The organism is Microbacterium sp. K24 (assembly GCF_004794465.1).
Lineage (GTDB): Bacteria > Actinomycetota > Actinomycetes > Actinomycetales > Microbacteriaceae > Microbacterium.
In genome coordinates, this window is the sequence record NZ_SSDJ01000139.1 from 14,955 (window position 1) to 40,959 (window position 26,005).

31 protein-coding genes are annotated in these 26,005 nt (G+C 68.3%); 8 read left to right on the forward strand and 23 right to left on the reverse strand.

The window, feature by feature from the left end; genetic code table 11:
* Positions 1–41 precede the first annotated feature (41 nt).
* Positions 42–1,103: an AI-2E family transporter gene (locus DW306_RS15860; protein WP_136056558.1), complete on the forward strand. Its 1,062-nt coding sequence runs from the start codon at positions 42–44 to the stop codon at positions 1,101–1,103.
* Between the two features lie 6 nt (positions 1,104–1,109).
* Here the strand turns inward: DW306_RS15860 and DW306_RS15865 are convergent, their stop codons facing one another.
* The 9 genes from DW306_RS15865 to rpsB form a co-directional block, all read right to left on the reverse strand.
* Positions 1,110–1,826: an alpha/beta fold hydrolase gene (locus DW306_RS15865; RefSeq protein ID WP_136056706.1), complete on the reverse strand. Its 717-nt coding sequence runs from the start codon at positions 1,824–1,826 to the stop codon at positions 1,110–1,112.
* Between the two features lie 2 nt (positions 1,827–1,828).
* A complete protein-coding gene (locus DW306_RS21655) occupies positions 1,829–2,116 on the reverse strand; it encodes a hypothetical protein (protein ID WP_136056559.1) in 288 nt (95 codons plus the stop codon).
* Between the two features lie 9 nt (positions 2,117–2,125).
* Positions 2,126–2,791: a transglycosylase SLT domain-containing protein gene (locus DW306_RS15875; RefSeq protein WP_136056560.1), complete on the reverse strand. Its 666-nt coding sequence runs from the start codon at positions 2,789–2,791 to the stop codon at positions 2,126–2,128.
* Positions 2,792–2,857: 66 nt separating this feature from the next.
* Positions 2,858–3,439 (reverse strand): DivIVA domain-containing protein, encoded by a 582-nt coding sequence (locus DW306_RS15880; RefSeq protein WP_136056561.1) that lies wholly within the window; start codon positions 3,437–3,439, stop codon positions 2,858–2,860.
* A complete protein-coding gene (locus tag DW306_RS15885; RefSeq protein WP_205814196.1) occupies positions 3,439–4,581 on the reverse strand; it encodes a phosphatidate cytidylyltransferase in 1,143 nt (380 codons plus the stop codon). The genes DW306_RS15880 and DW306_RS15885 overlap by 1 nt, the downstream gene beginning before the upstream one ends.
* A gap of 5 nt (positions 4,582–4,586) precedes the next feature.
* Positions 4,587–5,141: a ribosome recycling factor gene (gene frr / locus DW306_RS15890; RefSeq protein WP_116635057.1), complete on the reverse strand. Its 555-nt coding sequence runs from the start codon at positions 5,139–5,141 to the stop codon at positions 4,587–4,589.
* Between the two features lie 68 nt (positions 5,142–5,209).
* A complete protein-coding gene (pyrH, locus tag DW306_RS15895) occupies positions 5,210–5,926 on the reverse strand; it encodes a UMP kinase (protein ID WP_017202017.1) in 717 nt (238 codons plus the stop codon).
* A 92-nt stretch (positions 5,927–6,018) separates the two neighbouring features.
* Positions 6,019–6,846 carry a translation elongation factor Ts gene (gene tsf / locus DW306_RS15900; protein WP_136056562.1) on the reverse strand — a complete coding sequence of 276 codons (828 nt, stop codon included), beginning with the start codon at positions 6,844–6,846 and terminating at the stop codon, positions 6,019–6,021.
* Positions 6,847–6,892: 46 nt separating this feature from the next.
* Positions 6,893–7,867: a 30S ribosomal protein S2 gene (gene rpsB, locus DW306_RS15905; protein ID WP_136056563.1), complete on the reverse strand. Its 975-nt coding sequence runs from the start codon at positions 7,865–7,867 to the stop codon at positions 6,893–6,895.
* 321 nt (positions 7,868–8,188) lie between these two features.
* Between rpsB and DW306_RS15910 the strand changes: the two genes are divergently transcribed.
* On the forward strand, positions 8,189–8,710 hold the full coding sequence (locus DW306_RS15910; protein ID WP_136056564.1) for a M23 family metallopeptidase: 522 nt from the start codon (positions 8,189–8,191) through the stop codon (positions 8,708–8,710).
* Between the two features lie 23 nt (positions 8,711–8,733).
* On the opposite strand, the gene DW306_RS15915 is transcribed toward DW306_RS15910, so the two are convergent.
* The 9 genes from DW306_RS15915 to DW306_RS15955 form a co-directional block, all read right to left on the reverse strand.
* Positions 8,734–9,636, reverse strand: coding sequence for a tyrosine-type recombinase/integrase (locus DW306_RS15915; RefSeq protein ID WP_136056565.1), 903 nt, complete (start codon positions 9,634–9,636; stop codon positions 8,734–8,736).
* An 86-nt stretch (positions 9,637–9,722) separates the two neighbouring features.
* The gene (dprA, locus tag DW306_RS15920) at positions 9,723–10,916 is read right to left on the reverse strand and encodes a DNA-processing protein DprA (RefSeq protein WP_136056566.1); all 1,194 of its coding nucleotides are present in this window, start codon (positions 10,914–10,916) and stop codon (positions 9,723–9,725) included.
* A complete protein-coding gene (locus tag DW306_RS15925) occupies positions 10,913–12,442 on the reverse strand; it encodes a YifB family Mg chelatase-like AAA ATPase (protein WP_136056567.1) in 1,530 nt (509 codons plus the stop codon). Before DW306_RS15925 ends, dprA begins: the two co-directional genes overlap by 4 nt.
* Positions 12,439–12,801 (reverse strand): YraN family protein, encoded by a 363-nt coding sequence (locus DW306_RS15930; protein WP_136056568.1) that lies wholly within the window; start codon positions 12,799–12,801, stop codon positions 12,439–12,441. The genes DW306_RS15925 and DW306_RS15930 overlap by 4 nt, the downstream gene beginning before the upstream one ends.
* Positions 12,802–12,932: 131 nt before the next feature.
* Complete coding sequence (locus tag DW306_RS15935) at positions 12,933–13,259, reverse strand: DUF2469 family protein (RefSeq protein ID WP_136056569.1); 327 nt, start codon at positions 13,257–13,259, stop codon at positions 12,933–12,935.
* A gap of 70 nt (positions 13,260–13,329) precedes the next feature.
* A complete protein-coding gene (locus tag DW306_RS15940) occupies positions 13,330–13,989 on the reverse strand; it encodes a ribonuclease HII (RefSeq protein WP_136056570.1) in 660 nt (219 codons plus the stop codon).
* A complete protein-coding gene (lepB, locus tag DW306_RS15945) occupies positions 13,986–14,717 on the reverse strand; it encodes a signal peptidase I (RefSeq protein ID WP_136056571.1) in 732 nt (243 codons plus the stop codon). The genes DW306_RS15940 and lepB overlap by 4 nt, the downstream gene beginning before the upstream one ends.
* A gap of 118 nt (positions 14,718–14,835) precedes the next feature.
* Complete coding sequence (gene rplS, locus DW306_RS15950; protein WP_136056708.1) at positions 14,836–15,183, reverse strand: 50S ribosomal protein L19; 348 nt, start codon at positions 15,181–15,183, stop codon at positions 14,836–14,838.
* Positions 15,184–15,352: 169 nt separating this feature from the next.
* The gene (locus DW306_RS15955; protein WP_136056572.1) at positions 15,353–15,841 is read right to left on the reverse strand and encodes an MFS transporter permease; all 489 of its coding nucleotides are present in this window, start codon (positions 15,839–15,841) and stop codon (positions 15,353–15,355) included.
* 109 nt (positions 15,842–15,950) lie between these two features.
* Here DW306_RS15955 and map point away from each other — a divergent pair, with 109 nt between their 5' ends.
* Both map and DW306_RS15965 read left to right on the forward strand, forming a co-directional pair.
* Positions 15,951–16,733: a type I methionyl aminopeptidase gene (gene map / locus DW306_RS15960; RefSeq protein WP_136056573.1), complete on the forward strand. Its 783-nt coding sequence runs from the start codon at positions 15,951–15,953 to the stop codon at positions 16,731–16,733.
* A gap of 42 nt (positions 16,734–16,775) precedes the next feature.
* The gene (locus tag DW306_RS15965; RefSeq protein WP_240747228.1) at positions 16,776–17,369 is read left to right on the forward strand and encodes a histidine phosphatase family protein; all 594 of its coding nucleotides are present in this window, start codon (positions 16,776–16,778) and stop codon (positions 17,367–17,369) included.
* An 18-nt stretch (positions 17,370–17,387) separates the two neighbouring features.
* On the opposite strand, the gene trmD is transcribed toward DW306_RS15965, so the two are convergent.
* The 4 genes from trmD to rpsP are packed head-to-tail and all read right to left on the reverse strand — an operon-like array spanning position 17,388 to position 19,411.
* Positions 17,388–18,098: a tRNA (guanosine(37)-N1)-methyltransferase TrmD gene (gene trmD / locus DW306_RS15970; RefSeq protein WP_136056574.1), complete on the reverse strand. Its 711-nt coding sequence runs from the start codon at positions 18,096–18,098 to the stop codon at positions 17,388–17,390.
* 19 nt (positions 18,099–18,117) lie between these two features.
* Positions 18,118–18,732, reverse strand: a complete 615-nt coding sequence (rimM, locus tag DW306_RS15975; protein ID WP_136056575.1) for a ribosome maturation factor RimM — start codon at positions 18,730–18,732, stop codon at positions 18,118–18,120.
* Between the two features lies 1 nt (position 18,733).
* Complete coding sequence (locus DW306_RS15980) at positions 18,734–18,964, reverse strand: RNA-binding protein (protein ID WP_017830729.1); 231 nt, start codon at positions 18,962–18,964, stop codon at positions 18,734–18,736.
* Positions 18,965–18,970: 6 nt separating this feature from the next.
* Positions 18,971–19,411 (reverse strand): 30S ribosomal protein S16, encoded by a 441-nt coding sequence (gene rpsP / locus DW306_RS15985; protein ID WP_136056576.1) that lies wholly within the window; start codon positions 19,409–19,411, stop codon positions 18,971–18,973.
* 206 nt (positions 19,412–19,617) lie between these two features.
* On the opposite strand from rpsP, the gene DW306_RS15990 reads away from it, so the two are divergent.
* Positions 19,618–20,769: a glutamate--cysteine ligase gene (locus DW306_RS15990; RefSeq protein WP_136056577.1), complete on the forward strand. Its 1,152-nt coding sequence runs from the start codon at positions 19,618–19,620 to the stop codon at positions 20,767–20,769.
* Between the two features lie 3 nt (positions 20,770–20,772).
* Here DW306_RS15990 and DW306_RS15995 read toward each other — a convergent pair whose 3' ends face one another.
* Positions 20,773–21,744 (reverse strand): sugar-binding domain-containing protein, encoded by a 972-nt coding sequence (locus DW306_RS15995; protein WP_136056578.1) that lies wholly within the window; start codon positions 21,742–21,744, stop codon positions 20,773–20,775.
* 102 nt (positions 21,745–21,846) lie between these two features.
* Between DW306_RS15995 and DW306_RS16000 the strand changes: the two genes are divergently transcribed.
* From DW306_RS16000 to glpK, 3 genes are all read left to right on the forward strand, one after another.
* Positions 21,847–23,556, forward strand: coding sequence for a glycerol-3-phosphate dehydrogenase/oxidase (locus tag DW306_RS16000; RefSeq protein WP_136056579.1), 1,710 nt, complete (start codon positions 21,847–21,849; stop codon positions 23,554–23,556).
* Positions 23,557–23,648: 92 nt separating this feature from the next.
* Positions 23,649–24,404, forward strand: coding sequence for an MIP/aquaporin family protein (locus tag DW306_RS16005; protein WP_136056580.1), 756 nt, complete (start codon positions 23,649–23,651; stop codon positions 24,402–24,404).
* 46 nt (positions 24,405–24,450) lie between these two features.
* The gene (glpK, locus tag DW306_RS16010) at positions 24,451–25,965 is read left to right on the forward strand and encodes a glycerol kinase GlpK (RefSeq protein WP_136056581.1); all 1,515 of its coding nucleotides are present in this window, start codon (positions 24,451–24,453) and stop codon (positions 25,963–25,965) included.
* Positions 25,966–26,005 lie beyond the last annotated feature (40 nt).

Sequence of the window (26,005 nt, forward strand, 5' to 3'; positions counted from 1 at the left end):
CCGGCTCGATAGCCTGGACACAGCCGTTCCGAGGAGTCCCGATGAAGATCCACAACCCCTTCCGCACCGCCCTGGTGGCGACGCTCGGCGTGGGACTCGGCATCCTGCTGATCGGCAGCGTCCAGACGCTGTCGACCGTGCTCCTGTACCTCGGGACCGCGCTGTTCCTGAGTCTCGGCCTCGACCCGCTCGTCTCCTTCCTCGAGCGGCGCCGCCTCCCGCGTTGGCTCGCGGTGCTCACGACGATCGTCGCGGTGCTCGCCGTGTTCGTGGGGATCGTGCTCATCGTCCTCCCCGTGCTCGTGGACCAGATCTCTCAGCTCATCGTGCAGATCTCCGCCATCGTCCAGCGCGGGGATCTGATCCCCGACATCAAGGCATGGATGCAGGACGCGTTCCCGAACCTCCTCGTCGACGACGTGTTCACCTACGTCACGGACTGGTTGACGACGAACCTCGCCGAGATCGGCGGGTCCATCGGACAGAGCGTTCTCGTCGCGAGCGGCGCGGTCCTCAGCGGCCTGTTCGGCGCGTTCATCGTCTTGATCCTCACGATCTACCTCACCGCCTCGACGCCCTCGCTCAAGCGCGCCGTGTACCAGCTCGCCCCCGCGTCGAAGCGCGACCGCTTCATCGACCTCGCCGACCAGATCACCGACTCGGTCGGCTACTACGTCATGGGACAGGTCACACAGGGCGTGATCAACGGCGTGCTCAGCGCGATCTTCCTCTCGATCATCAAGGCGCCGTTCCCGGCCGTCCTCGCGGTCGTGGCCTTCTTCTTCTCACTGATCCCGCTGGTCGGCACACTGACCGGATCCACGATCATCGTCCTGACCTGCCTGATCCCCGGGCTGGGCTCCCCCGCCACCGCGATCGCCGCAGGCATCTACTACCTGATCTACATGCAGATCGAGGCGTACATCATCTCTCCGCGCATCATGAGTCGCGCCGTCGCCGTGCCGGGCGCCGTGGTCGTGGTCGCCGCGCTCGCGGGCGGCAGCCTGCTGGGTCTGCTCGGAGCGCTCATCGCGATCCCCGTCGCCGCCAGCATCCTGATCCTCTACCGCCAGGTGCTGATCCCCCGCATGAACGAACTCTGACGGGTCTCAGTCGAGGGGCGGCCAGTGCGTCGCCAGCGGGAGCGCTGCAGGGTTCACCGCGGCCACGATCTCGGTCAGCACGCGACGGGTCTGCGTCTCGCCGACCCAGAGGTGCTTGCCGCCGTCGACGGCGATGAGCTGCGCGTGCGGGATGGATGCGAAACGCTCGCGCGCCTCGTCAGGACGGAGGTAGTCGTCGAGCTCGGGCACCAGCACCACCACAGGACGGTCCGTGCTCCCCCACGCGGCGACCTCGGCCTCGGTCGCCCGGTGCAGCGGCGGAGAGAGCAGGATGATGCCCTCGATGTCGTGCTCCCGACCGTATTTCAGGGCGAGCTCGGTGCCGAACGACCAGCCCAGCAGCCAGGGCCGGGGAAGCGCGCGGTCTCGCACGAAGTCCATGGCGGCCGCGACATCGAACTGCTCCGCTGCACCACCGTCGAAGGCACCGTCGCTGGTGCCGCGCTGCGAGCTCGTCCCGCGGGTGTTGAAGCGGAGCACCGCCAGGTCGGCGAGGGCAGGCAGCCGCGCCGCCGCCTTGCGGAGGATGTGCGAGTCCATGAAGCCACCCGCAGTGGGCAGCGGATGCAGCGTCACGAGGGTCGCGACCGGAGCGGAAAGCTCCGGCTGGGCGAGTTCGCCGACGAGCGTCAGATCATCCGCCGTCCGGAGCTCGATCTCCTCACGTCGGGCGGGAAGCTCCAGCGGCCCCCGGATCTCCATGCTCATGCGATCCTCCAGCAGTGCGTGTGCCAATGACGTCGTGCCGCGAGGTCGGCGGCATCCCCCAGAACGCCGTCGGCGCGCCAGGCGACGAGGTGCGGTGTACCGGCCTCGATGTCCTGTGCGCACCCGGGGCAGCGATAGGACTTCAGCGCCTGCGCTGCGGAGACCGGCTGCACCGTCCATTCGGTGCCACGGCGGGTCTCCGTACGCTTCCACCCCGCGATCAGACGATCGAGAGAGTCTTCGGTGTCAGGGCGCGTCGGACGGCGTCGATGGGAGCGTGGCACGATGCCGGCTCACCACCAGTGATTTCTCGTCCAGAAGCTGTAGGCGCCGGCCCAGCTGCCGTACCGACCGGTCGCATAGCCGGTGGCCCAGCGCAGGTTGTCGACCGGGTCGTATCCGTTGCCCGGCACCTTGCTGCAAGGCAGCGCCTGCACAAGACCGCACGCTCCGGACGACTTGTTCGTCGCGTTGGGGTTCCAGCCGCTCTCCTTGGAGACGATGTAGTCGACGTAGCCCCAGTCGGCCTCGGCGATGCCGGCCGCGGCCATCCACTCGGCGGGCGCGCCGCCGCCCGTGTAGAACAGGGGTCCGCCGCCGCCCGAGGATCCGCCTGTCGGCGTGGAGGCGACCACCGGAACGGGCTTCGGCTTTGGCTTCACGTAGACCTCGAAGGTGCCGCGCACCACGGGCGCGATCTCGGCACCCTCGACCGTCACGGTCAGGTTCTGCGTGTCTGCGAGAGCGGCGGCGTAGACCGAGTCCGGTGCCTCCGCCTGCACGGGCTCGGCCAGTGCCACGCCGGTCGGAGCGACCAGCGCACCGGCGAACCCGACGACGGCGAGAGCGCTGAAGACGCCGACCACACCGCGTCGTCGCGACCACCGCCGCGTGCCCTTGCGCGCCGAATTCACCGTCGCTGCGGGCACCAGCGAGGAGTGGCTTCGTTCGAGAGTCATGTCGTTTCGGGAGTTCACGATGGGTGACAGTCTACGCAGACCTTGCTGAGACGGCCATCAGAAACGTCAGCGGACGGCCAGGATGACGTCGATCGCCGCATCGAGGAGGGCGTCGACCTGCTCTTCGCGGTAGCCGCCGCGCTGCATCCGGAACGCTGCGGAACGCAGCTGCTCGGCGGTCAGGCCCTCGCCGTCGCGGAGGTATCGCACGATGCGCGTGGCGACGTGATCGACTTCGTCGATCCGGTAGCCGAAGGTGAGGACGCCCGTGCGCGCGAAGCGGTGGCGACGAGGTCGGGCGAGGTGGTCGAGGATGAGCTGCGCGTCTTCTCGAGCCTGCTCCACCCAGGCCCCTGCGCCCCGTGCGCGCACGACGCGCTCCCTCTCCCGCGCCGCGAAGGCATCCTCCACACGTCCGAGGGCGGCATCGACATCCGCCACGACGTAGCCGTTCTTGACGAGCGGGAACGAGGCCGTGCGCACATCGACGGCCCCCAGGTCGTCGCGTCCTGTCTCGAATGCCCGGCGCGCCGAGGCGAGGAACGTGTCGACCGCCGTGCGGTGATAGCCCCGGGTCCGCCCGGTGGTGAGCGCGAACGCGGGCGGGGCCTCGGGCTCCGTCCGTTCGTCGATCCGGTCTTCATTCATCAGAGAACCACCCAGGGAGAGAGGAGGAAGTACAGGCCGATGGCAGGGATGGTCGAGGGCAGGATGCTGTCCAGCCGGTCGAGCAGCCCGCCGTGGCCGGGAAGCCACGAACTCATGTCCTTGACGCCGAGGTCGCGCTTGAGCATCGATTCGCCGAGATCGCCGAGCGTCGCCGTGAGCAGGATCGCCGCACCGAAGATGAGCCCCGCCCACCACGGGAGGTCGAGCAGGAAGAGGGCCAGCAGCACGCCGACGGCGAGAGACGCGAGGACCGCGCCGCCGAATCCCTCCCAGGTCTTCTTCGGGCTGATCCGCGGCGCCATCGGGTGCTTCCCGAAGGCCACACCGGCGGCATAGGCACCCGTGTCGACGGCGACGGCGATGGCGATGAAGCCGAGGACCCACCATTGCCCACCCTCCTGCCCGAGCAGGATGAGCGCGAGGCCCGTGAGGAACGGCACGTAGATCTGCACGAATCCGCCGATGACGGCATCCGCCAGCACCTCGCCGTAGGTGCGGCCGTCCTTCACGATCATCTGGCCGATGAGGCGCCAGACGATGACGAAAGCCACGGCCACGAAGAGGACGACCCACCACAGCCACGGCTCCGCGAAGTACGCGGAGAGCACGAGCACCGACGCCGCGACGAGCTGGGGAACGACGTCCACCCGTCGGCCCGAGGCTCGCAGCGCGCGCGACAGCTCATACACGCCCAGAAGCGCCGCGGCGAGGGCGAACGGCACGAACAGCACCTTGATGAAGAGCAGGGATCCCAGCAGTGCCGCACCGAAGGCGAGGCCGATCAGGATGGCCACGATCAGGTCGCGGCCCGTGCGCTCCTTGATGCGCTCGTTGGCCTGATCGATCTGGTCGCGCGCGTACGAGACGTGACTGTTCAGTTCATCGCGCCGTACGCGCCACTGCTCCCTGATCGCGTTGTGATCGGCGGTGTCCAGCAGCCCCGGACCATCCGGCTGCGCCTCGGCGGGCGGCAGCGGAGGTCGTGGGGGGATGCTCGCCGCATCGAACGACGGGAACGCCGCGTCTGCGAGCGGGATGCCGTCGTCGGAAGTCCCCGCGTCACGCGCATCTCGGCGCGTGTGCGGCTGTCCCTCCTCGGCATCTCGCGTGTCGTCGGACATCCGCACTACACCTCGAGGAGTTCGGCCTCTTTGCGCTTGAGAGCGTCGTCGATGAGGTCGACGTGCTGGCGCGTCAGAGCATCGAGCTCCTTCTCGCCGCGCGCCAGTTCGTCCTCGCCGATCTCACTCTTGAGCGCATCGAGCTCGTCCTTGGCCTTGCGACGGATGCCACGCACGTGGACCTTGGCGTCCTCACCCTTGGACTTGACGAGCTTGACGTACTCCTTGCGCCGCTCGGCGGTGAGCTCGGGCATCGTCACGCGGACGAGATTGCCGTCGTTGGTCGGGTTCGCCCCGAGGTTCGGCATGTCGCGGACCGCCTGCTCGATCGCCTTGAGAGCCGACTTGTCATAGGGGGTGATGATGAGGGTGCGAGCCTCCTGGTTGGCCAGCGACGCGAGCTGTGCCAACGGGGTCGGCGTGCCGTAGTAGTCCACGAGCAGCTTCTGGAACAGCTGCGGGTTCGCACGGCCGGTGCGCACCGTGGAGAAGTCCTCCTTGGCAGCCTCGACCGCCCGCGACATACGGGAGGTGGTTTCAGCGAGGACATCCGCGATCACGGTGACTCCTATCGTCGGGGTGTTCTGGAAATTCTATCGGGCGAAGCGCACTCCACCCGGTCTTGGCCTCAGGCGGTGACGAGTGTGCCGATGGGTTCGCCCAGCAGCGCCCGGGTGACGTTGCCCGCGGGCTCCATGCCGAACACCCGCATGTCCATGCTGTTGTCCATGCACAGGCTGAACGCGGTCGAGTCGACGACCTTGAGACCGCGCTGCAGAGCATCGCGGTAGGTCACGCGCTCGATGCGCTCGGCGTCCGCGTGCTTGTTGGGGTCCGCGGTGTAGATCGCGTCGACGCCGTTCTTCGCGACGAGCACCTCCTGCGCGCCGATCTCGAGAGCACGCTGCGCGGCCACGGTGTCGGTGGAGAAGTACGGGAGTCCGGCGCCGGCGCCGAAGATCACGACGCGGCCCTTCTCGAGGTGACGCTCGGCGCGGCGCGGAATGTAGGGCTCCGCGACCTGGGTCATCGAGATGGCGGACTGCACGCGCGTCGCGGCCCCCGCCTGCTCGAGGAAGTCCTGGAGGGCGAGCGCGTTCATGACGGTGCCGAGCATGCCCATGTAGTCGGCGCGGCCTCGGTCCATGCCGCGCTGGCTGAGCTCGGCGCCGCGGAAGAAGTTTCCTCCCCCGACGACGATCGCGACCTCGACCCGGTCGACGGCCGCGGCGATGTCGCGTGCGATCTGAGAGACGACGTCGGGGCTGACACCCAGCTGACCGGCTCCGAAGGCCTCGCCGGAGAGCTTGAGAAGGACGCGGCGGCGTCCGGTGCGTTCAGTCATGTGGGGGTGTCCTCTCGTCCCGATTCAAGATAGTGCCTCGTGGGCACGAAGAAGGGGTTCGGATCTCGATGATCCGAACCCCTTCGACAGTGTTACGCGCCGACCTTGAAGCGCGCGAAGTCCGTCACGGTGATACCGGCGTCCTTCGCCACCTGGGCGACGGAGAGCTTGTTGTCCTTCGCGTAGTCCTGCTCGAGCAGGGCGACCTGCTTGATGAACGCGGACACGCGGCCCTCGACGATCTTGGGCAGCGCCGCTTCCGGCTTGCCCTCGTTGCGGGAGATCTCGGTGACGATCTCGCGCTCCTTCTCGACCGCATCCGCCGGAACGTCCTCGCGAGAGAGGTACGACGGGTTGGCGAACGAGATGTGCTGGGCGATGCTGCGCGCGGTCTCCGCGTCATCACCGCTGTAAGCGACGACGACACCGATCTGCGGCGGCAGGTCCTTGCTCGTACGGTGCAGGTAGACCTCTAGCTTGTCGCCCGAGATCGTGCGCACGCGACGCAGTTCGACCTTCTCGCCGATGATCGCCGCCTCTTCCGAGATCAGCTGCTCGACGGTCTGCGATCCGGCGGATGCCGCGAGGCCTGCCTCGACCGAGTCGGCCTTGACCGCAGCGACGGCGTCGGCGACCTTGTCGGCCAGCGTGATGAACCGGTCGTTCTTGGCGACGAAGTCGGTCTCGCAGGCGAGCTCGATGAGCGTCACGGCGCCGTCCTGCTCACGAGCGACGATGAGTCCCTCGCTGGTGGAACGGTCGGCGCGCTTCGCGTTGCCCTTCGCACCCTTGAGACGCAGGATCTCGGTGGCCTTCTCGACGTCTCCGTCAGCCTCCTCGAGCGCCTTCTTGGTGTCGACCATGCCCGTGCCGAGCTGCTCGCGCAGCGCCTTGAGGTCGGCGATGGTGAAGTTGGCCATGTGTGGTGGCTCCTTGCTTCGTTATGTATGTGTGTGTACGAGGGGATTACTTGGCGTCTTCGGCCTCGGCGGCGGCGACCTCAGCGGTCTCCTCACCGGAAGCGGCAGCGATCGCCTCGTCGTGCGCCTCAGCACCGGCCTCATCAGCGGCCGTCTCGTCAGCAGCGGGCGTCTCGACGACGGCGGCCTCATCTTCGGCGGTCACGATCTCGGCGGCGTCAGCCGACTCCTCGACGACCGGAGCCTCAGCGGCGGGTGCCTCGTCGGCCGGGGTCTCGAGAAGCTCCTTCTCCCACTCGGCGAGCGGCTCCGCGTCACCCGACTCCGGGTTGTGCTTCTGCTGCAGGCCCTCGGCCGCGGCGTCGGCGATGATGCGGGTGAGCAGCGAGACGGAGCGGATCGCGTCGTCGTTGCCGGGGATCGGGTACTGGAAGTCGTCGGGGTCGGCGTTCGTGTCGAGGATGCCGATCACGGGGATGCCGAGCTTCTTGGCCTCATCGATCGCGAGGTGCTCGCGCTTGGCGTCGACGACCCAGATGGCCGAAGGCGTCTTGGTGAGGTTGCGGATGCCGCCGAGCGACTTGTGCAGCTTGTCGAGCTCGCGCTTCTTGAGCAGGAGCTCCTTCTTCGTGAAGCCGCTGTTCGCGGGGACCTCGTAGTCGAGCTCCTCGAGCTCCTTCATGCGTGCGAGACGCTTGGAGATCGTCTGGAAGTTCGTGAGGAGTCCACCGAGCCACCGCTGGTTGACGAAGGGCTGGCCCACACGGGTCGCCTGCTCGGCGAGGATCTCCTGCGCCTGCTTCTTCGTGCCGACGAAGAGGATCGTGCCGCCGTGGGCGACGGTCTCCTTGACGAAGTCGTAGGCCTTGTCGATGTAGCCCAGCGACTGCTGGAGGTCGATGATGTGGATGCCGCTGCGCTCGGTGAGGATGAAGCGCTTCACCTTCGGGTTCCACCGACGGGTCTGGTGTCCGAAGTGCACGCCGCTGTCGAGCAGCTGGCGGATGGTGACCACAGCCATGGTCGTCTCCTGGTTCTGGCGCGTTCCTGCGCCGTTGAGGTTTCTGCCGATCTTCTGATCGGACTTCCTGGTGCCCGGCGCACACCCGCCCGCTCATGGAGTGGGACCTGTGGGTGTGGATGCCGCGACCTCTGTCTCTGCAGACGCCGGTCGCTCTGGGCACGCGTAGTCACCCCGATATCGAGGTGCTCCTCCAGCATACAGGATGCCGGGGGCAGGACTCACGCTGCACTCCCACGGATCCGTCGGGGTTCTCCCCCGATCGCGGCCCCCGGCGCCCGGCGCTCTCCGCCGTGCGGTTCGAACGATCAGAATGCCGACATGCGTGCCTCCTTCCGGCTCCTCCTCGGGGTCATCCTCGCCGTCAGCCTGGCCCTGACCGTCTCCCACCCGTCCGCAGCGACGCCCATCGCCCCTTCCGACGAGGAGCCTCGATGGCTCTGGCCGGTGGCCACCTCGCGCGAGATCCTGGAACCGTTCCGGGCACCGGCGCACGCGTTCGGCGCGGGGCATCGGGGCATCGATCTGGCTGCGCCCGACGGCGCCGTCCGCGCTCCCGCCGATGGGATCGTCGCTTTCCGGGGCGTCGTCGTCGATCGGCCGCTGCTGACGATCGAACACGCGGGAGGTCTGGTGACGACATTCGAGCCCCTTGCGTCGACGCTGCAGCCCGGCGACACGGTATCGGCCGGGGATCAGGTCGGAGTCGTGGCGACCGGGGGCCATTCCCCCGCGGGGGTGCTGCACCTCGGCGTGCGCCTCGACGGCGAGTACATCAACCCGATGATCCTGTTCGGAGGCGTAGCGCGCGCGGTGCTCCTCCCCTGCTGTGCGCCGCTGTGATCGCCACGGCGGCGGGAGCGGGATCAGGCGCGCGGGTGGGCCAGGCGGTACGTGGCGGTCAGCCGCTCCGCGGAGACGTGCGTGTAGATCTGCGTGGTGCCGAGGCTGGCGTGACCGAGGATCTCCTGGACCGCACGCAGGTCGGCTCCTCCGTCGAGGAGATGCGTGGCCGCCGTGTGACGCAGAGCGTGCGGGCCGACGGTCTCAGCGCCGACGATCGGTCCGAGAACGCGTGCCACGAGGGTGTAGACGGTGCGTGGACCGATCCGCCCACCCCGCGAACCGAGCATCACGGCGGGGGTCGCGGCTGTCGCCCGAGAGATCAGAGCCGGACGCGCACGGGTCAGGTAGGCCCGGAGGGCGTCGCGCGCCGGCGCGCCGTAGGGCACGACGCGTTCTTTGGCGCCCTTCCCGAGTACCCGCGCTGTGCCCCGGTCGAGGTCGAGGTCGTCGACATCGAGCCCGCAGAGCTCGGACACGCGGATACCGGAGCCGTAGAGCATCTCGAGGATCGCGTGGTCGCGCATCGCGACCGGTTCGCCGGCGCTTGCCGCAGCACGATGCGCTTCCAGCAGCTCCGCCATGCCGTCCCGCGAGGCGACGGTGGGAAGCGTCCGGCCCTTCTTCGGCGCGATCAGCCGCAGGCTCGGGTCATGGGTGACGAGGGCGTGCTCGTGCGCCCAGCTGAAGAACGAGCGGGCAGCGGCCGCACGGCGCGCGAGGGTGGATCGTGCATCTCCGCGCTGGGTGGCGTGCCAGAGCCAGTCTCGAAGAACCTCGAGGTCCACGTCCTCCAGGGCGATCGGGCCTGCCGAGGCCCCGAGGTCGCGAAGGTCCGAGCGGTACGCCCTGACGGTCGCCGGCGAGAGTCGTCGCACCCTCTCGAGGTGATCGGCGAACGCCTCGGCAGCGACCGCGAGTTCCATGGTCCCAGCTTGCCCGCCCACGCAGGGCCGGGACCACCGCCTCGCCGCCGAGTGTGAGGATCTCCTCGATGGGGCTGCATCCCCGCTCAGGGGACGGACACTCGTCGCCAGCCCGCCTCGTCCCGTCGGACCTCTCCTTCGAGCTGGAGAAGGCCGAGCAGGGAGCGGATGCGATCCGGCGCGAGTCCGGCGCGGCGGGCGAGCTCATCGACGGAGGCCGGCGACCTCGTGCTCATCGCATCGAGAAGACGGGTGCGATCCGGGTCGACCGGGTCCTCACGCAGCGATGCGGCGGCTGCCGTCCCCCAGAGCTCTCGCACCTCGGCCGCAGAGGTCACGCACACGGCGTCATACTCTCGCAACAGGCGATGGCATCCTGCCGAGGAAGCAGAGGTCACCGGCCCCGGTACGGCACCCAGCGGTCTGCCGAGCGCTGCAGCGTGCCCTGCCGTGTTGAGCGATCCGCTCCTCCACCCCGCCTCGATCACCACCGTCGCGTGGCCGAGCGCCGCGATGAGACGGTTGCGTGCGAGGAACCTCCACTTGGTGGGCGCCGCGCCGCACGGTGCCTCGCTCACGACGGCACCCACCTGAGCGATCCGCCCGATCAGCTGCTGATGTCCGGCAGGGTACGCTCGGTCGACCCCGCCCGCGAGGAATGCCACTGTGGCGCCGTCTACCCCCAGTGCGGCGCGGTGTGCGGCGCCGTCGATGCCGTAGGCCCCGCCGGAGACGACGACGGCACCGGTTGCAGCCAGGTCACCGGCGATCTCGGCGGCCACGTGCTCCCCGTAGCCACTCGAAGCTCTCGCGCCGACGAGCGATACCCGCGGCTCGGCGATGAGCAACTCCGAGCGGCCGCGCACCCACAGAGCACTCGGCGAGCTCGCGCCCAGATCGTCGAGCGACACGGGCCAGTTCTCGTCGCCCGGGATGAGCAGCGCCGCCCCGATATCGTGTGCACCTCGCAGAGCATCCCGCACGCCCCGTGGGTCGGCTCGTGGACGCCACCGTTTGCGACCTTCGGAGAGAGCGCGCCGCGCAGCCACGGCGATCCCGTCGGAGTCGGAGGCCGCGGCGCCTTCGGGGCGGCTTCCCAGTGCGAATGTCAGGGAGTCCGCAGCACCGAGTTCATGGATCAGCGTCCCTACCACGGCGTCCCCGGGTTCGGCGACGACCGTCCACGCCGCTCTCGCGACAGCCTCGGCGATATCGCCTTCCGGTCGAAGCCGACGTGCGGCGTCGACGATCTCGGCGTCTCCGAGCAGCTCTTCCATCATGGGTCCATCCCTCTCTTCAGGTGCAGCGCACGCCCGATCTCGTCGATCCCGGGGCGTTCGATCTCAGCCAAGTCGGCCATCGTCCATGCCAGTCGGAGCACGCGGTCGTAGCCGCGGAGGGTCAGCGCCCCGCGTTCGAGCGCACGATCCAGAGGTGTCCGCGCAGTGGGCGGGAGACGGAGGGCACCCTGACGCAGCCAGGTCCCCGGCACGTCGGCGTTGCGGCGCCACGGAGTGCTCCTCCACCGGTGAGCGGCGCGTTCGCGTGCCGCGTCGACACGCGCCAGCGCTTGAGCACTGGTCACCTCAGCGCGCCCGCCGGCCGTCGCCCGCGACGCGGAGACCCGTGTGACCGGAAGGTCGATGTCGACACGATCGCGCAACGGCCCGGACAGACGCGTCGAATAGCGCCGGATGGCCGCCGGCGGGCATACGCACTCCGCCCCGCGCACGCCGTAGTTGCCGCACGGACAGGGATTCATCGCCAGCAGGAGCTGGAACCTCGCCGGGAATCTCGCGGTGAATCCGGCACGGTGGACCTCGATCACGCCTGATTCGAGAGGCTGACGCAGCGCGTCGAGTGCCACCCGCGAGAACTCTGCGGCCTCGTCGAGGAACAGCACGCCGCAATGGGCGCGTGCGATGGCTCCGGGTCGCGCGACCCGCGATCCGCCGCCCACCAGTGCCGCGACGGACGCGCTGTGATGCGGTGCTTCCAGCGGAGGCAGCGAGTCGAGGGAGGTGACCGGTTCCCCGCTCAGCGATCGGATCGATGCGACTTCGAGGGATTCCTGCTCGCTCAACGGCGGGAGGATCCCGGGGAGCCGCCGGGCGAGCATGGTCTTCCCCGCGCCCGGCGGTCCGCTCAGGAGGAGGTGATGTCCTCCCGCCGCCGCCACGATGAGTGCCTCGACGGCATCCTCCTGCCCGACCACGTCGGCGAGGTCGAGGGCCTCTCCGGCGACCGCTGCACGTTCAGGCACGTCGACCGTCTCGACATCGGGCACCTCGATGTCGGCGCCGTGCCAGACGGCGACCTCGGCGAGCGACGCGGCGGCCCGTACCTCCACGCCCGGGACGAGCCGCGCCTCGGCCTCGTTGCCTCGCGGGACGATCACTCGTTCGAAACCCGCTCTGGCGGCCGCGAACACCGCCGGCAGCACTCCGGGCACCGGGCGGATTCGGCCATCGAGGCCGAGCTCGCCGATATGGACCGTGTGGGCGATGGCACGCCGTTCGATGGACCCGCCCGCAGCGAGTGTCGAGACCGCGATGCCGAGGTCGAACCCGGCCCCGTGCTTCGGCAGGCTCGCCGGCGAGAGGTTCACCGTGAGACGACGGCGAGGGAGATCGAGCCCGGCGTTCTTGCACGCGTTGTGCACCCGCTGGACCGCTTCGCCGAGCGACTTGTCCGGGAGGCCGATGATCTTGAACTCGGGTGTCTGGTTCGAGAGATCGGCCTCGACCTCGATGAGATGCCCGTCCACTCCGGTGAGGGCCACCGCCCACGTGCGCGCCGTGCTCACGAGATGTCCACGAGGTGCTCGAGAACGCCGACCGCCGGGTCCGTGCCGATGATGCCGATCGCCTCGACACGGATGTCGAGACCGCGCACGAGGTCAGGATGCTCTGCCCTCCACGCGAACGCGAGAGCCCAGAGCCGTCGGCGCTTCCTCTCGTCGATCGCCTCGAAAGGGTGCCCGAACGCGGCAGAGCGCCGCGTCTTCACCTCGACCACAGCGAGATGCGCGCCATGCCGGGCGATGATGTCGATCTCGCCCTGCGCGCACCGCCAGTTCCTGTCCAGCACGGTATAGCCGTGTCGTGTCAGGTGCTGCGCCGCGCGCTCTTCACCGGCTCTTCCGAGATCGTCCTTCGCTGCCATGTCGACAGCATCCTGCGTTGCGCCGACGTGTCGGAGCGCGGATCAGCGTGACTGCCGGCAGCTCGGGAGAAGATCTCGGACGGGCTGCTCTGTGCAGAGCGAGTCCGCAGGCGACGGAGCCGCCACAGACGTCACTCTCCGTCGAGAGAGAGCTCCGTCGGGATCTCGAACTCGCGGCGCTGGAGCTCCTCGACGTTCACATCCTTGAAGGTGAGGACCCGGACGGCCTTGACGAAACGGTCGGCGCGGTAGATGTCCCACACCCACACGTCGCTCATCGAGATCTCGAAGTAGAAATCGTGCTCGGTGTCGCGACGCACGACGTTGACCTCGTTCGCCAGGTAGAACCGGCGCTCGGTCTCGACCACGTACTGGAATTGGGACACCACGTCCCGGTATTCACGGAACAGCGCCAGCTCGAGCTCGCGGTCGTAGTCGTCGAAGGCTTCCTCATCCATGATGTGTCCATCCTAGAGTCGCTCGACGCACTGCGCGGCATCCGCGGGGTGGTGATGGCACCGTCGTCGGTCAGAACAGGGTGGGGGCGTCCGTGATCGCCCAGGACGCACGGTGGAACGGGGACAGGCCCACCGAGCGGATGGCCTCCCTGTGCTCGAGGCTCGCGTAGCCCTTGTTCCGGTCCCACTGGTATTCGCGGTGGCTGCCGTGGAGCTCTGCCATGAGACCGTCGCGCGCGACCTTCGCGATGACGGATGCCGCCGACACCGACGCGCAGTCCCGATCCGCCTTGATGACGGGGCGCACCCGGAGCGGCACGGGGTGGACCTTCGACACGTAGTCATGATTGCCGTCGAGCAGCACGAGCGCGTTCTCCACGGGCACCCCCTGGTCGACCACGGCCTGCACGGCGCGAGAGGCGGCGAGGCCGAGAGCCCGCATGATCCCGACCTCGTCGATCTCGGCGGCACTCGCCCAGCCGACAGCCGAGGCCTGGACCCACGCCGCTGCACGTGCCGCCACGTCGGGCCTGCGCTTCTCGGTGACCAGCTTCGAGTCGCGAAGGCCTTCGGGCACGCGACGGCGCGCGCCGGCGGCATCCATCACCGCTGCGCCGACCGCGACGGGCCCGGCCAGTGCGCCGCGACCGACCTCGTCGAGGGAGATGATCAGCTCGCACTCGCCCAGGAGCCTTCGCTCCAGGGTCAGTCTCGGCGTGGCGACGGTCATTCCGGATCCGGAACTCCGTTGAAGATCTCGTGGTGGCCGTCGATGGCCCCCATGCGATCGAGCGGCCACGTGGTGAGGAAGGCCTTGCCGACGACGTTGCCCAGGGGGACGAAGCCGCCGCTCGGCAGCTCCTGATGGGCGCGCGAATCGCGCGAGCGATCCCGGTTGTCGCCCAACAGCCAGAGCGAATCCTCCGGAACGACGACGTCGAACGGCTCGTTCGACGCCGCGGTGTCGCCCTGGGGAAGGTTCAGGTAGTCGAGCTCGTCGATGGGGGCGCCGTTGATGGTGATCTGTCCGAGGGCGTTGCAGCAGACGACCCGGTCACCGGCGACGCCGATCACGCGCTTGACGAGATGGTCCTGAGAATCCGTCGCCGAGATGCCGACGAAGTTCAGCACCCAGTCGACCGCCTGGACCAGCGGAGGCTGCGCGGGCGTCTGAGGCTGCGGGTCGAGCCAGCCACCCGGATCCTTGAAGACCACGATGTCGCCGCGCTCGTATCCGGTCCACCGCGGTGTGAGCTCATCGACGAGGATCCGGTCGTCGATCATCAGCGTCCGCTCCATCGACGCCGAGGGGATGTAGAACGACCGCACGACGAAGGACTTCACCACGAACGAGACCAGGGCGGCGATCACGATGATGACGAGGACGTCGCGGAGGAAGACCAGGAACCCCCGGCGTCGTCGTGACGCGGACGCGGGCGCTGTCGGGGATTCGGTCATCAGGTTCCTTCGCAGTCGTACACCGCCGAGATCGCGGCCGTATCAAGGTTCGCACACCCGGGACACAACAAAGCACCCCGGGACATCGTGTCCCGGGGTGCTGTGGAGCTGCTGCGACTCAGCGGTCGCGCTTCTCCTTGATCTTCGCCTTCTTGTCACGGAGCTGGCGGAGGTAGTAGAGCTTCGCGCGACGCACGTCACCGCGGGTGACGACCTCGATGTGGTCGATCACCGGGGAGTGCACCGGGAAGGTACGCTCGACGCCCACCGAGAAGCTGATCTTGCGGACCGTGAAGGTCTCGCGCACGCCGTCGCCCTGGCGGCCGATGACGACGCCCTGGAAGACCTGGATACGAGAGCGGTTTCCCTCGGTGATGTTCACGTGGACCTTCACGTTGTCACCGGGGTGGAAGACGGGGATGTCGGAGCGGAGTGAAGCCGCGTCGACGGCGTCGAGGATGTGCATGATCATCTCTCTCTGCACTCGCCACAGGTCGGGTGCATGATTTCAGAAGGAACAAGAATGGGATGTGCCGTACGGTGCTGACGCGACCGCGGACTCCCCTGAGGCAGAGCCGGTCACGGCACAAAGATCCATTCTGCCACGGAAGTTTCCCGTGGCCAAAACGGCGGCGTCAGTCGCGGTGCTCGGTCTCCCTGACCACGATGACCTCGTGCGCACGCGTCGGCGGCGCCTGCTCATCGACCGTCGGGACGGTCGACCAGGAGATGGTCTCGCGCAGCCGCGCCCCACTCCCCTTCGCCTCGTTCCACAGCTGCCAGAGCTGCAGCCAGATGAGAGCGATACCGACCACGATCGCCGCGGCGAGCAGCCAGCCGAACGCGCCGTCGATGAAGAACCCGACAGCGATCGTGAGGCTGTGCCAGAGCGTGAAGCCGGCCACGTCCCACCAGGACACCGCGCGTTCGATGCGCACGGAGGGGCGGGAGCGCGTCAGGAGCGTGAGCGCGAGCTGACCGACGAAGACGGAGGGGATCGCGATGAACAGGACCCAGAGGATGGACCAGCCGCCCTGGAAGACGCCCCATCCGATCAGCAGCCACAGAGGCAGCAGGAAAGCGGCCGGCAAGAGCCAGCGGAAGAACGCCTGACGCAACCACATGCTCAGATCGTACGTCGCGGACCCGACCCGAGTCCCCGTGTTCGCTGTGAGCGCGCGGGATCCGGCCCTCGCCCCATCAGGGAGAATGGAGGAGACGAGAGGACACCCGATGATCGAACTGCGCACCCCTGCCGAGATCGACGAGATGCGCGCTGCCGGGCGCTTCGTGGCCCAGACCCTGGCGACGCTGCGCGATGAGACGAAGGTGGGGACGAACCTGCTCTCGATCGACCGCCGTGCGCACGACATGATCCGGAAGGCCGGCGCGGAGTCCTGCTACATCGACTACCACCCCTCGTTCGGCGCGAGCCCGTTCGGCAAGGTCATCTGCACGTCCGTCAACGACGCCGTTCTTCACGGTCTGCCGCACGACTACACGCTGCGCGACGGCGACCTCGTGACGCTCGACTTCGCCGTGTCGGTCGACGGCTGGGTCGCGGACTCCGCCGTCTCGTTCGTCGTCGGCAGTCCGCGCGAGGAAGACCTCCGACTCATCGCCACCACAGAACGAGCCCTGGATGCCGCGATCGCCGCAGCCGTCGTCGGCAACCGCATCGGCGATATCTCGGCCTCCGTCGCGGAGATCGCGCACGGGGAGGGCTACTCGATCAACACCGATTTCGGCGGTCACGGCGTCGGCCGGACCATGCACGGCGACCCGCACGTCCCCAACGACGGACGCGCGGGCCGCGGCTTCCCGCTCCGATCGGGCCTCGTCCTCGCCCTGGAGCCCTGGCTCCTGGCGACGACGGACGAACTCGTGACCGACCCTGATGGCTGGACGCTGCGGAGCGTCGACGGCTCGCGCGGTGCGCACTCCGAGCACACGATCGCGATCACCGAGACAGGCCCGATCATCCTGACGGATCGGTCGTTCCTCGGCGTCGACTGACGAGACACCACGGCGGCACACGCCGTGTGCCATCCTGAGTCCATGATCCCGCAGGACCGTCACGTGCCGGAGCGTCTCTTCCTGGCCCGGCACGGCCAGACGACCTGGAATCTCCAGCATCGTCTGCAGGGTCAGCTGGACTCGCCGCTCACATCGGAGGGCGTCGCCCAGGCGACGGCGATGGCGGAACAGCTCGCGGACTCCGGCGTCGTCACCGTGTGCACGAGCCCTCTCGGGAGAGCGCTGCGCACGGCCGTCATCATCGCCGACCGGCTCGGCGCCGATCTGGTCGAGGTCCCGGAGCTCGCAGAGGTGCATCACGGCGCCCTGGCCGGCATGACGTGGGACGAGATCGACGAGGAGTTCCCCGGAGCGAGAGAGGAACGCGCCGCCAACCGCTACGGCTGGGCGTTCCCGGGCGGCGAGAGCTATGCCCAGGCCCGAGCGCGCGCCCGCAAGGCGCTCAGCAGCTGCGGCTGGGCGTCGACCGGCGTTCCGCTGCTCGTCGGCCACGAGATGATCGGACGGATGCTGCGTGCAGAACTCCGCGGGCTCGACGCCACGACGGCCCTGGCGCTGCGGCATCCGCAGGGCGTGATCTTCGAGATCGAACGCGGCGTCGAGCGGATGCTCTGACCGCCGGGCGCGGCGCGCTCAGCGTTCGGTCGGGTCCTCGGCAGGCAGCAGGTCCGGTCGACGGCGTCGCGTGCGCTCGAGCTGCTGCTCGTGCCGCCAGGACGCGATGACCGCATGGTTGCCGCTGAGGAGAACGTCGGGCACCGCGCGCTCCCGCCACACCGACGGCTTCGTGTAGGACGGGTACTCGAGCAGTCCGTCCTCGTGGCTCTCCTCCACCAGGCTCTCGGGGTTGCCCACGACGCCGGGGATGAGGCGGCCGATGGCTTCGATCATCGCCATGGTCGCCACCTCTCCCCCGTTGAGCACGTAGTCTCCGAGGCTGATCAGACGCACCTCTCCGAGCGACGCGGCGTATTCGAAGACGCGCTCGTCGATGCCCTCGTAGCGGCCGCAGCCGAAGATCAGGTGCTGACGGGTGGACAGCTGGCGTGCCGTCTTCTGGGTGAACACCTCGCCGGCGGGCGAGGGGAAGATGATCGTCGGCGGCTCGTCCGACGAGGTCGCCGCCAGCTCGTCGAGGGCGAGACCCCACGGCTCGGGCTTCATGACCATGCCGGCGCCGCCGCCGTACGGCGTGTCGTCGACGGTGCGGTGACGGTCGGACGTCCATTCGCGCAGGTCACGGACGTTCAGGTCGAGAATCCCGGCGTCGCGCGCCTTGCCGAGCAGGGAGAGCGTCAGACCGTCGAAATACGACGGGAAGATCGAGAGGACGTCGATGCGCACGGAGGAACCGTATCAGCGGTCACTCGGACGCGGCGGAGTCCGCGGCGTCGTCGGGCTCGGCATCCGCGGCATCCGGAAGCTCCTCGAAGAGACCCGGAGGCGGTGTCACGATGACGCGGCCGCCGGCGACGTCGACGGTCGGCACGATGGCCGAGACGAACGGCACCATGACCTCGTGACCGGTCGCTGAGCCCGACGAAGTGTTCACGATGAGGAGATCCTGCGCCGGGAAGTGCTCGACGCGGGCGACGCGGCCGACCACGACGTCGTCGCGGACGACGTCGAGGCCCACGAGCTGGTGGTCGAACCAGGCGTCGTCTTCGATCTCGTTCTCATCCTGATCGATCCAGAGGATCGCCTTGACGAGGCTCTCTGCGCCGTCTCGATCGTCGACGTCCGCGAAGAAGACGACGGGATTGCCGTTCATCACGCGGTATTCGCGGACGGTCAGCTCCTTGCCGTGCCACGGAGATGCCTCAGGCACCTGCAACGTGAACGCGGCTCCGGGGACGAATCGTCGCTCCGGGTTGTCGGTGTACAGCTCCAGCTTCAGCGCACCCTTGAGGCCATGGGCCTTGACGAGACGCCCGACGCGCAGCTGGTTCTTGCCCTGGTTTCGGTCTTTCGGCACCACGTCAGTCGTCCGCGACGTCGACGCGGACGCGACGCCCGTCGGCCAGAGCGCTGACGAGGGTGCGAAGAGCCTTCGCGGTGCGGCCGCCGCGCCCGATCACGCGTCCACGGTCGTCGGGGTGCACACGCACCTCGAGGAGGTCGCCTCGCGGCGATGTGGATTCGTTGATGCGGACATCCTCCGGGTGATCGACGATCCCCTTGACGATGTGTTCGAGCGCGGCGGCGAGCACGACGGATTACTCTGCGTCGGCGGCGGGAGCCTCGGCGGCCTCCGCGTCGGCGGCGGGAGCGGCGGGAGCCTCCTCAGCAGGAGCCTCTGCCTTCTTCTCGACCTTGGGCTTGACGACCGACTTCTTGGAGCCGTCGATCTCGAACGGAGCCTTGGGCTCCGCGACCTTGAGCGTGGACTTCGCGTCCTTGTCGCCCTTGAACTTGCCCCAGTCGCCGGTGATCTTGAGGATCGCCGCGACCTGCTCGGTCGGCTGCGCGCCGACGGAGAGCCAGTACTGCGCGCGGTCGGAGTCGACCTCGATGAACGAGGGCTCCTCGGTCGGGTGGTACTTGCCGATCTCCTCGATCACGCGACCGTCGCGCTTGGTCTTCGAGTCGGCGACGACGATGCGGTAGTAGGGCGCGCGGATCTTGCCCAGGCGCTTGAGACGAATCTTTACAGCCACGATTCTCCTGAATTGTGTGGAAGGAAGGAACTGATCGCCTGGAGAGTGGGGTGCACACCCGGCGGAAGCTCAATGGTCGGTCGACTGCTGGATAGAGGGTCGAGCAGGTCGTCCGACCTTCTATTCTGCCAGATGCCCGCCCCAGGCGCGAAACGCGGGGAAACGGCCCGGATCGTGTCGCGGCACCTGCGTGTCAGACTGTGCTCGTGAAGCTCGAATTCGCCCCATCGGCCCGATCCACCGTCGGCATCGAGTGGGAGATCATGCTCGCGGATCCTGCGAGCGGAGACCTGGTCGGGCGCGCCCCCGAACTGCTCGCGGCACTCGAGGCCGAGAGCGAGGACGAACGGCACACCGTCACCGGTGAACTCCTCACGAACACGATCGAGGTCACCAGCGGCGTCGGCGACTCGGTCGCTCACGCCGTGGACGACGTCGCCAACGCGATCGCCGCGGTCCGCTCGGCCACTGATCCCGCGGGGATCGAACTGCTGTCCGCCGGAAGCCACCCCTTCGCGCAGTGGTACGACCAGGAGGTGACCGACAAGACCCGCTACCACACCCTCATCGAGCGCACCCAGTGGTGGGGACGCAACATGATGATCTGGGGCATCCATGTGCACATCGGGGTCGAGGACCACCGCAAGGTGTTCCCCATCATCAACGCACTCGCCGGGTACCTCCCCCATCTGCAGGCGCTGGCGGCCTCGAGTCCGTTCTGGGCGGGTGAGCGCACCGGATACGCATCGAACCGTGCTCTGGTGTTCCAGCAGCTGCCGACCGCCGGACTCCCCTGGCCCCTGCACGATTGGTCGCAGTACGAGTCCTATCTCGATGACATGGTGCGAACGGGTGTCATGGCCGACGCCACGGAGGTGCGCTGGGACATCCGTCCGGCCCCGCGATGGGGCACCATCGAGGTGCGGGCGTGCGACGGGATGTCGACGCTCCCCGAACTCGCGTCGGTCGCCGCTCTCGTCCAGGTACTCGTCGAGGACTTCTCCCGGCAGCTCGACGAGGGGCGCACCCTCCCCGAGATGCCGGCGTGGTTCCACCGCGAGAACAAGTGGCGTGCCGCGCGCTACGGCATGGATGCCCGCGTGATCGTGGATGCCGCGGGCACGCAGCGTCCGGTGCGCGAGCACCTCGCCGAGTCCCTCGAGCAACTGGCGCCGGTGGCGGTGGAGCTCGGATGCGTCCGCGAGTTCGGCAGCATCGCGACGACGCTCGACGACGGCGCGAGCTACGAGCGGCAGCTCACGATCGCGAACGCGACCGGTGGCGACCTGGGCGCCGTCGTGCAGCACCTCATCCGGGAGTTCCGCTCGGGGCCGGAGTCGTCGATCGGCGAGCCGTAGGCCCTAGTCCTCGACGAGGCGACGCGCGAGCCCTTCGTCCAGCACGACATCGGTGATGAGTTCGGCGGCGATGGCGGCGCGCAGGCTCGCGAGCTTCGGGATCCCCGACACCACGCACACCCGTCGGGGAACGCGACGGAGACGGTCGAGGCCGGGGCCGGTCGCCCGAGCGTTGACCCGGATGTCCCGCCACGTGCCGTCGGCGCGGAAGAACACCGTGGCGACGTCGCCGATCGCGTGGTCCTCGCGCAGGCTCCGGTAGTCCTCGCGCCCGAGGTAGCCTCCCACGTAGACGCGGCTCGGAACCTCGGCGGCCGGTGAGCCGAGGCTGAACACCGCGATGTCCATCTTCGCCTGCAGATCGAGGACGCGGCGCGTGCTGCGCTCCCGCCACATCGCCTCTCGCGTCGCGGGATCGTCGAAGAACGCGGGCACCGGGAACTGCTGCACCTGCGCGCCGAAGGCGCTGCCGAAGCGCTGCAGGATGTCGCTGGAGTACTCCACGCCGCTGGTCTGCGTGTTGCCCGCGCCGTTGAGCTGCACGAACGTCGTGTTGTGCGTCTGCTTCTGCGTGAGACCGCGACTGACGGCGCTGATGGTGGAGCCCCACGCGACGCCGATGATCATGTTCGAGTCGACGAACTGCGAGAGAAGTCGTCCGGCCGTCAGCGCCACTCGCTCGAGCCGCTCGACCTCGCTCACGATCTCGGGCATCGGGACCACGTGAGCCGCTACGCGATACCGGTCGCGGATGCGCTGCTCCAGCATGCCGAGGCGCTCCAGAGGAGAGTTGATGCGGATGTCGACCAGTCCGCTCTCCCTGGCGAAGCTCAGCAGGCGCGAGACCGAGGACCGCGACGTGTGCAGCTCCTGCGCGATGACCTCCATGGTCTTGTCCTGCATGTAGTAGAGCTGCGCGGCGGTGAGCGCCGCGATCAGCTTCGCGTCGCGTGATTGCGCTCCGGGAGCGGCCATGACATCCTCCTCACCCCCGATCCTTGCACATATGTGCAGTGGGGTTGCGCACGGTGGTCGTAGAGGTCGATGCTGGGGGCAAGCAAGGAAGAGAGTTCGAGAATGAACGATTCGACACACTCATCGGCGGAGCGGACCGAGGTCCGCACAGTCCGCGAATCCGGCCGCACGAGCGTCCTCGTCATCGGCGGCGGGATCAACGGCATCTCGACATTCCGGGATCTGGCTCTGCAGGGCGTTGACGTGCTCCTCGTGGAACGCGGAGACTTCGCCTCCGGCGCCTCCTCCGCGTCGAGCCACATGATCCACGGCGGCATCCGCTACCTGGAGAACGGCGAGTTCCGACTCGTCCGCGAATCCGTCCAGGAGCGCAACGGCCTGCTGAAGATCGCGCCGCACTACGTCAAGCCGCTGCAGACGACCATTCCGATCTACTCGACGTTCTCGGGCATCCTCTCGGCTCCTCTGCGCTTCCTCACGCACAAGAGCGGCAAGCCGCAGGAACGCGGCGCGTTCCTGATCAAGGTCGGTCTGACGATCTATGACACCTTCTCGCGCGACGGCGGCATGGTGCCGCGTCACCGGTTCCTCGGACGCAAGAAGTCCCTCGCCGAGCTCCCCTCGCTCGACCCGAACATCAAATACACCGCGACCTACTACGACGCCTCCATGCACGACCCGGAGCGCCTCGCTCTGGACGTCCTCCAGGACGGTCTGGCGGCGCACCCCGGAGCCCATGCCCTCAACTACGTCGAGGCCATCGCTCGCGACGGCGACGAGGTCGTGCTCCGGGACCGCGAGAGCGGCACCGAGTTCCCGGTGAAGGCCGACGTGGTCGTGAACGCCTCCGGTCCGTGGACCGACCTGACGAACGACGCGCTCGGCGTGGACAGCCGCTTCATGGGCGGCACCAAGGGCTCGCACATCGTGCTCGACCACCCGGAACTGCTGGAGGCGACGCAGGGCCGCGAGATCTTCTTCGAGCACTCCGACGGCCGCATCGTCCTCATCTACCCGCTCAAGGGACGAGTGCTGGTCGGCACCACCGACATCGACGCCGACCCGAGCGAGGTCGCCGTGTGCACCGATGAGGAGGTCGACTACTTCTTCGAACTGGTCCACCACGTGTTCCCGTCGATCCCGGTGTCGAAGGACCAGATCGTCTACAAGTTCTCCGGCATCCGCCCGCTGCCCCGGCACGAGGACACCGCCCCCGGATTCGTGTCCCGCGATTACCGCATCGAGGTCGACGACAAGGGCTCCGTTCCCCTCGTGAGCCTCGTCGGCGGCAAGTGGACCACGTTCCGCGCACTGGGCGAATCCCTGTCCGACATCGTGCTCGGGCTCGTCCACCGCACCCGGACCGTCTCGACGCTGGGACGCGCCATCGGCGGCGGCCGCGACTTCCCGCGTACCGAGAAGGCGAAGCGGATCTGGATCCAGGAGAACCTTCCCGGAGCCGGTTCACGCGCAGAGCGCCTGCTCGCCCGCTACGGCACCCGTGCGGCGCAGGTCTGGGAGTACGTCGAGCAGGGTGCGGACGCGCCCCTGGCCGGCGGCGACCTGTCCACCCGCGAGCTGGAGTGGATGGTCGCACACGAGATGGTCGCCCGCCTGGAGGATGTCGTGCTGCGCCGCACGAGCATCGCCTTCCTCGGGAACGCGGATGCCGAGGTGCTCGACGAGATCGCCGACGCGCTCGCCCCCCTCCTCGGTTGGGATCGCTCGCGGCACGACGCCGAGCTCGAGCAGACCCGCGTGCTGCTGAACGAACGTCATGGGCTCCACATCTCGTCCCGCACCCGCGGCTGACGAGATATCCGACCGCCGCCCTCCTCGCGGCGAATCTCCCTCACCGTGTCGGGGCAGAGGGGCCCCGGCACTCAAGAAAGGTCAATGAAGACATGGCTGATGTGAATCTCGGTCTCTACTTCCTGTCGGAGCTCGTCGGCACAGCGATGCTGATCCTCCTCGGTTGTGGTGTCGTCGCCAACGTCGCACTCGCGAAGAACAAGGGCTTCGGCGGCGGCTTCCTGATGGTCAACTGGGGATGGGGCCTCGCGGTCTTCGCCGGTGTGCTCGTCTCCGCGTACTCCGGTGCGATCCTCAACCCCGCCGTCGGCATCGGCCTCCTGGTCGCCGGCAAGATCTCCTTCGTGATGTTCCTCGTCGCCACCGGCGCGGAACTGCTCGGAGCGATCCTGGGTGCGATCCTCGTGTGGCTGGCGTACAAGCAGCACTTCGACGAGGAGCCGGAGGCCGCCAACAAGCTCGGCGTCTTCTCGACCGGGCCTGCGATCCGCTCCTACGGCTGGAACCTCATCACGGAGATCATCGGCACGTTCGTGCTGGTGTTCGTCATCTTCGCGTTCGCCGACTACGGCGACATCGAGGTCGGCACGCCGGGAGGCCTCGGCCCGCTCACCGCTCTTCCGGTCGCCCTGCTCGTGGTCGCGATCGGTGCCTCGCTCGGTGGACCCACCGGCTACGCGATCAACCCGGCCCGTGACCTCGGTCCGCGCATCGCCCACGCCATCCTGCCCATCAAGGGCAAGGGCTCCAGCGACTGGTCCTACTCGTGGGTCCCGGTCGTCGGTCCGCTCATCGGTGGTGTCATCGCCGCCCTCGCCGCACCCGCGCTGCTCGGCCTCGCCGGCTGACATCTGACGCAACACGCATCCGCACGCTATTCAAAGGAGAAGCACAGTGGCTGACTACATCATCGCCATCGACCAGGGAACGACCTCGAGCCGTGCCATCATCTTCGACAAGAAGGGGAGCATCATCGAGTCGGGCCAGAAGGAGCACGAGCAGATCCTCCCGAAGGCCGGCTGGGTGGAGCACGACGCCGCCGAGATCTGGCGCAACGTCCAGGAGGTCATCGGTCTGGCCCTGAGCCGCGCCGACCTGACCCGGCACGACATCGCGGCGATCGGCATCACGAACCAGCGCGAGACCGCGGTGGTCTGGGACCGGACGACCGGCAAGCCGGTGTACAACGCGATCGTCTGGCAGGACACCCGCACCCAGGAGATCGTCGACCGCCTCGCGGCCGACGGCGGCGGTGACCGGTTCAAGGACATCGTCGGCCTCCCGCTGGCGACGTACTTCTCGGGCACGAAGATCGCCTGGATCCTGGAGAACGTCGAGGGCGCCCGGGAGAAGGCGGAAGCCGGTGACCTGGCATTCGGCACCACCGACAGCTGGGTCCTGTGGAACCTCACCGGCGGCGTGGACGGCGGCGTGCATGCGACCGACGTCACCAACGCATCGCGCACGATGTTCATGGATCTCGAGACGCTCGAGTGGCGCGACGACATCCTCGAGGTGTTCGGCGTTCCGCGCTCGATGATGCCGGAGATCCGCTCGTCGTCCGAGGTGTACGGAAATGCGGAGGACTCCTCGCTGCTGCGTGAGACGCCGATCGCCGGCATCCTCGGCGACCAGCAGGCGGCCACCTTCGGCCAGGCGGCGTTCAACACCGGCGAGAGCAAGAACACCTACGGCACGGGCTGCTTCCTGATCTTCAACACGGGCGAGGAGATCGTCCACTCGAAGAACGGACTGCTCACGACCGTCGGCTACAAGCTCGGCGACGGCCCGACGCACTACGCGCTCGAAGGCTCCATCGCCGTCACCGGATCGCTGATCCAGTGGCTGCGCGACCAGCTCGGCATCATCTCCTCGGCCCCTGAGGTCGAGAAGCTGGCTGAGCAGGTCGACGACAACGGCGGCGTCTACATCGTGCCGGCGTTCTCCGGGTTGTTCGCTCCATACTGGCGGCCGGATGCGCGCGGTGCGATCGTCGGCCTCACCCGCTACGCGAACAAGAACCACATCGCTCGTGCGGCGCTCGAGGCCGTGGCATTCCAGACGCGCGACGTTCTCGACGCCGTGAACGCGGATGCCGGCGTGGATCTCACGGAGCTCAAGGTCGACGGCGGCATGGTCGCCAACGACGCGCTCATGCAGTTCCAGGCCGATGTGCTCGGCGTTCCGGTGGTCCGTCCGGTGGTCGCGGAGACGACGGCGCTCGGCGCGGCGTATGCCGCCGGCCTCGCGGTGGGCTTCTGGAACGGTCTCGACGACCTGTCCGCCAACTGGCAGGAGGACAAGCGCTGGGAGCCCTCCATGGAGGACGCGGAGCGCGACCGCCAGCTGCGACTGTGGCGCAAGGCCGTCACGAAGTCGATGGACTGGGTCGACGAGGACGTCAAGTAGCCCGACGCGACAGACGAAGCGGGCCGGGAGAACTTCTCCG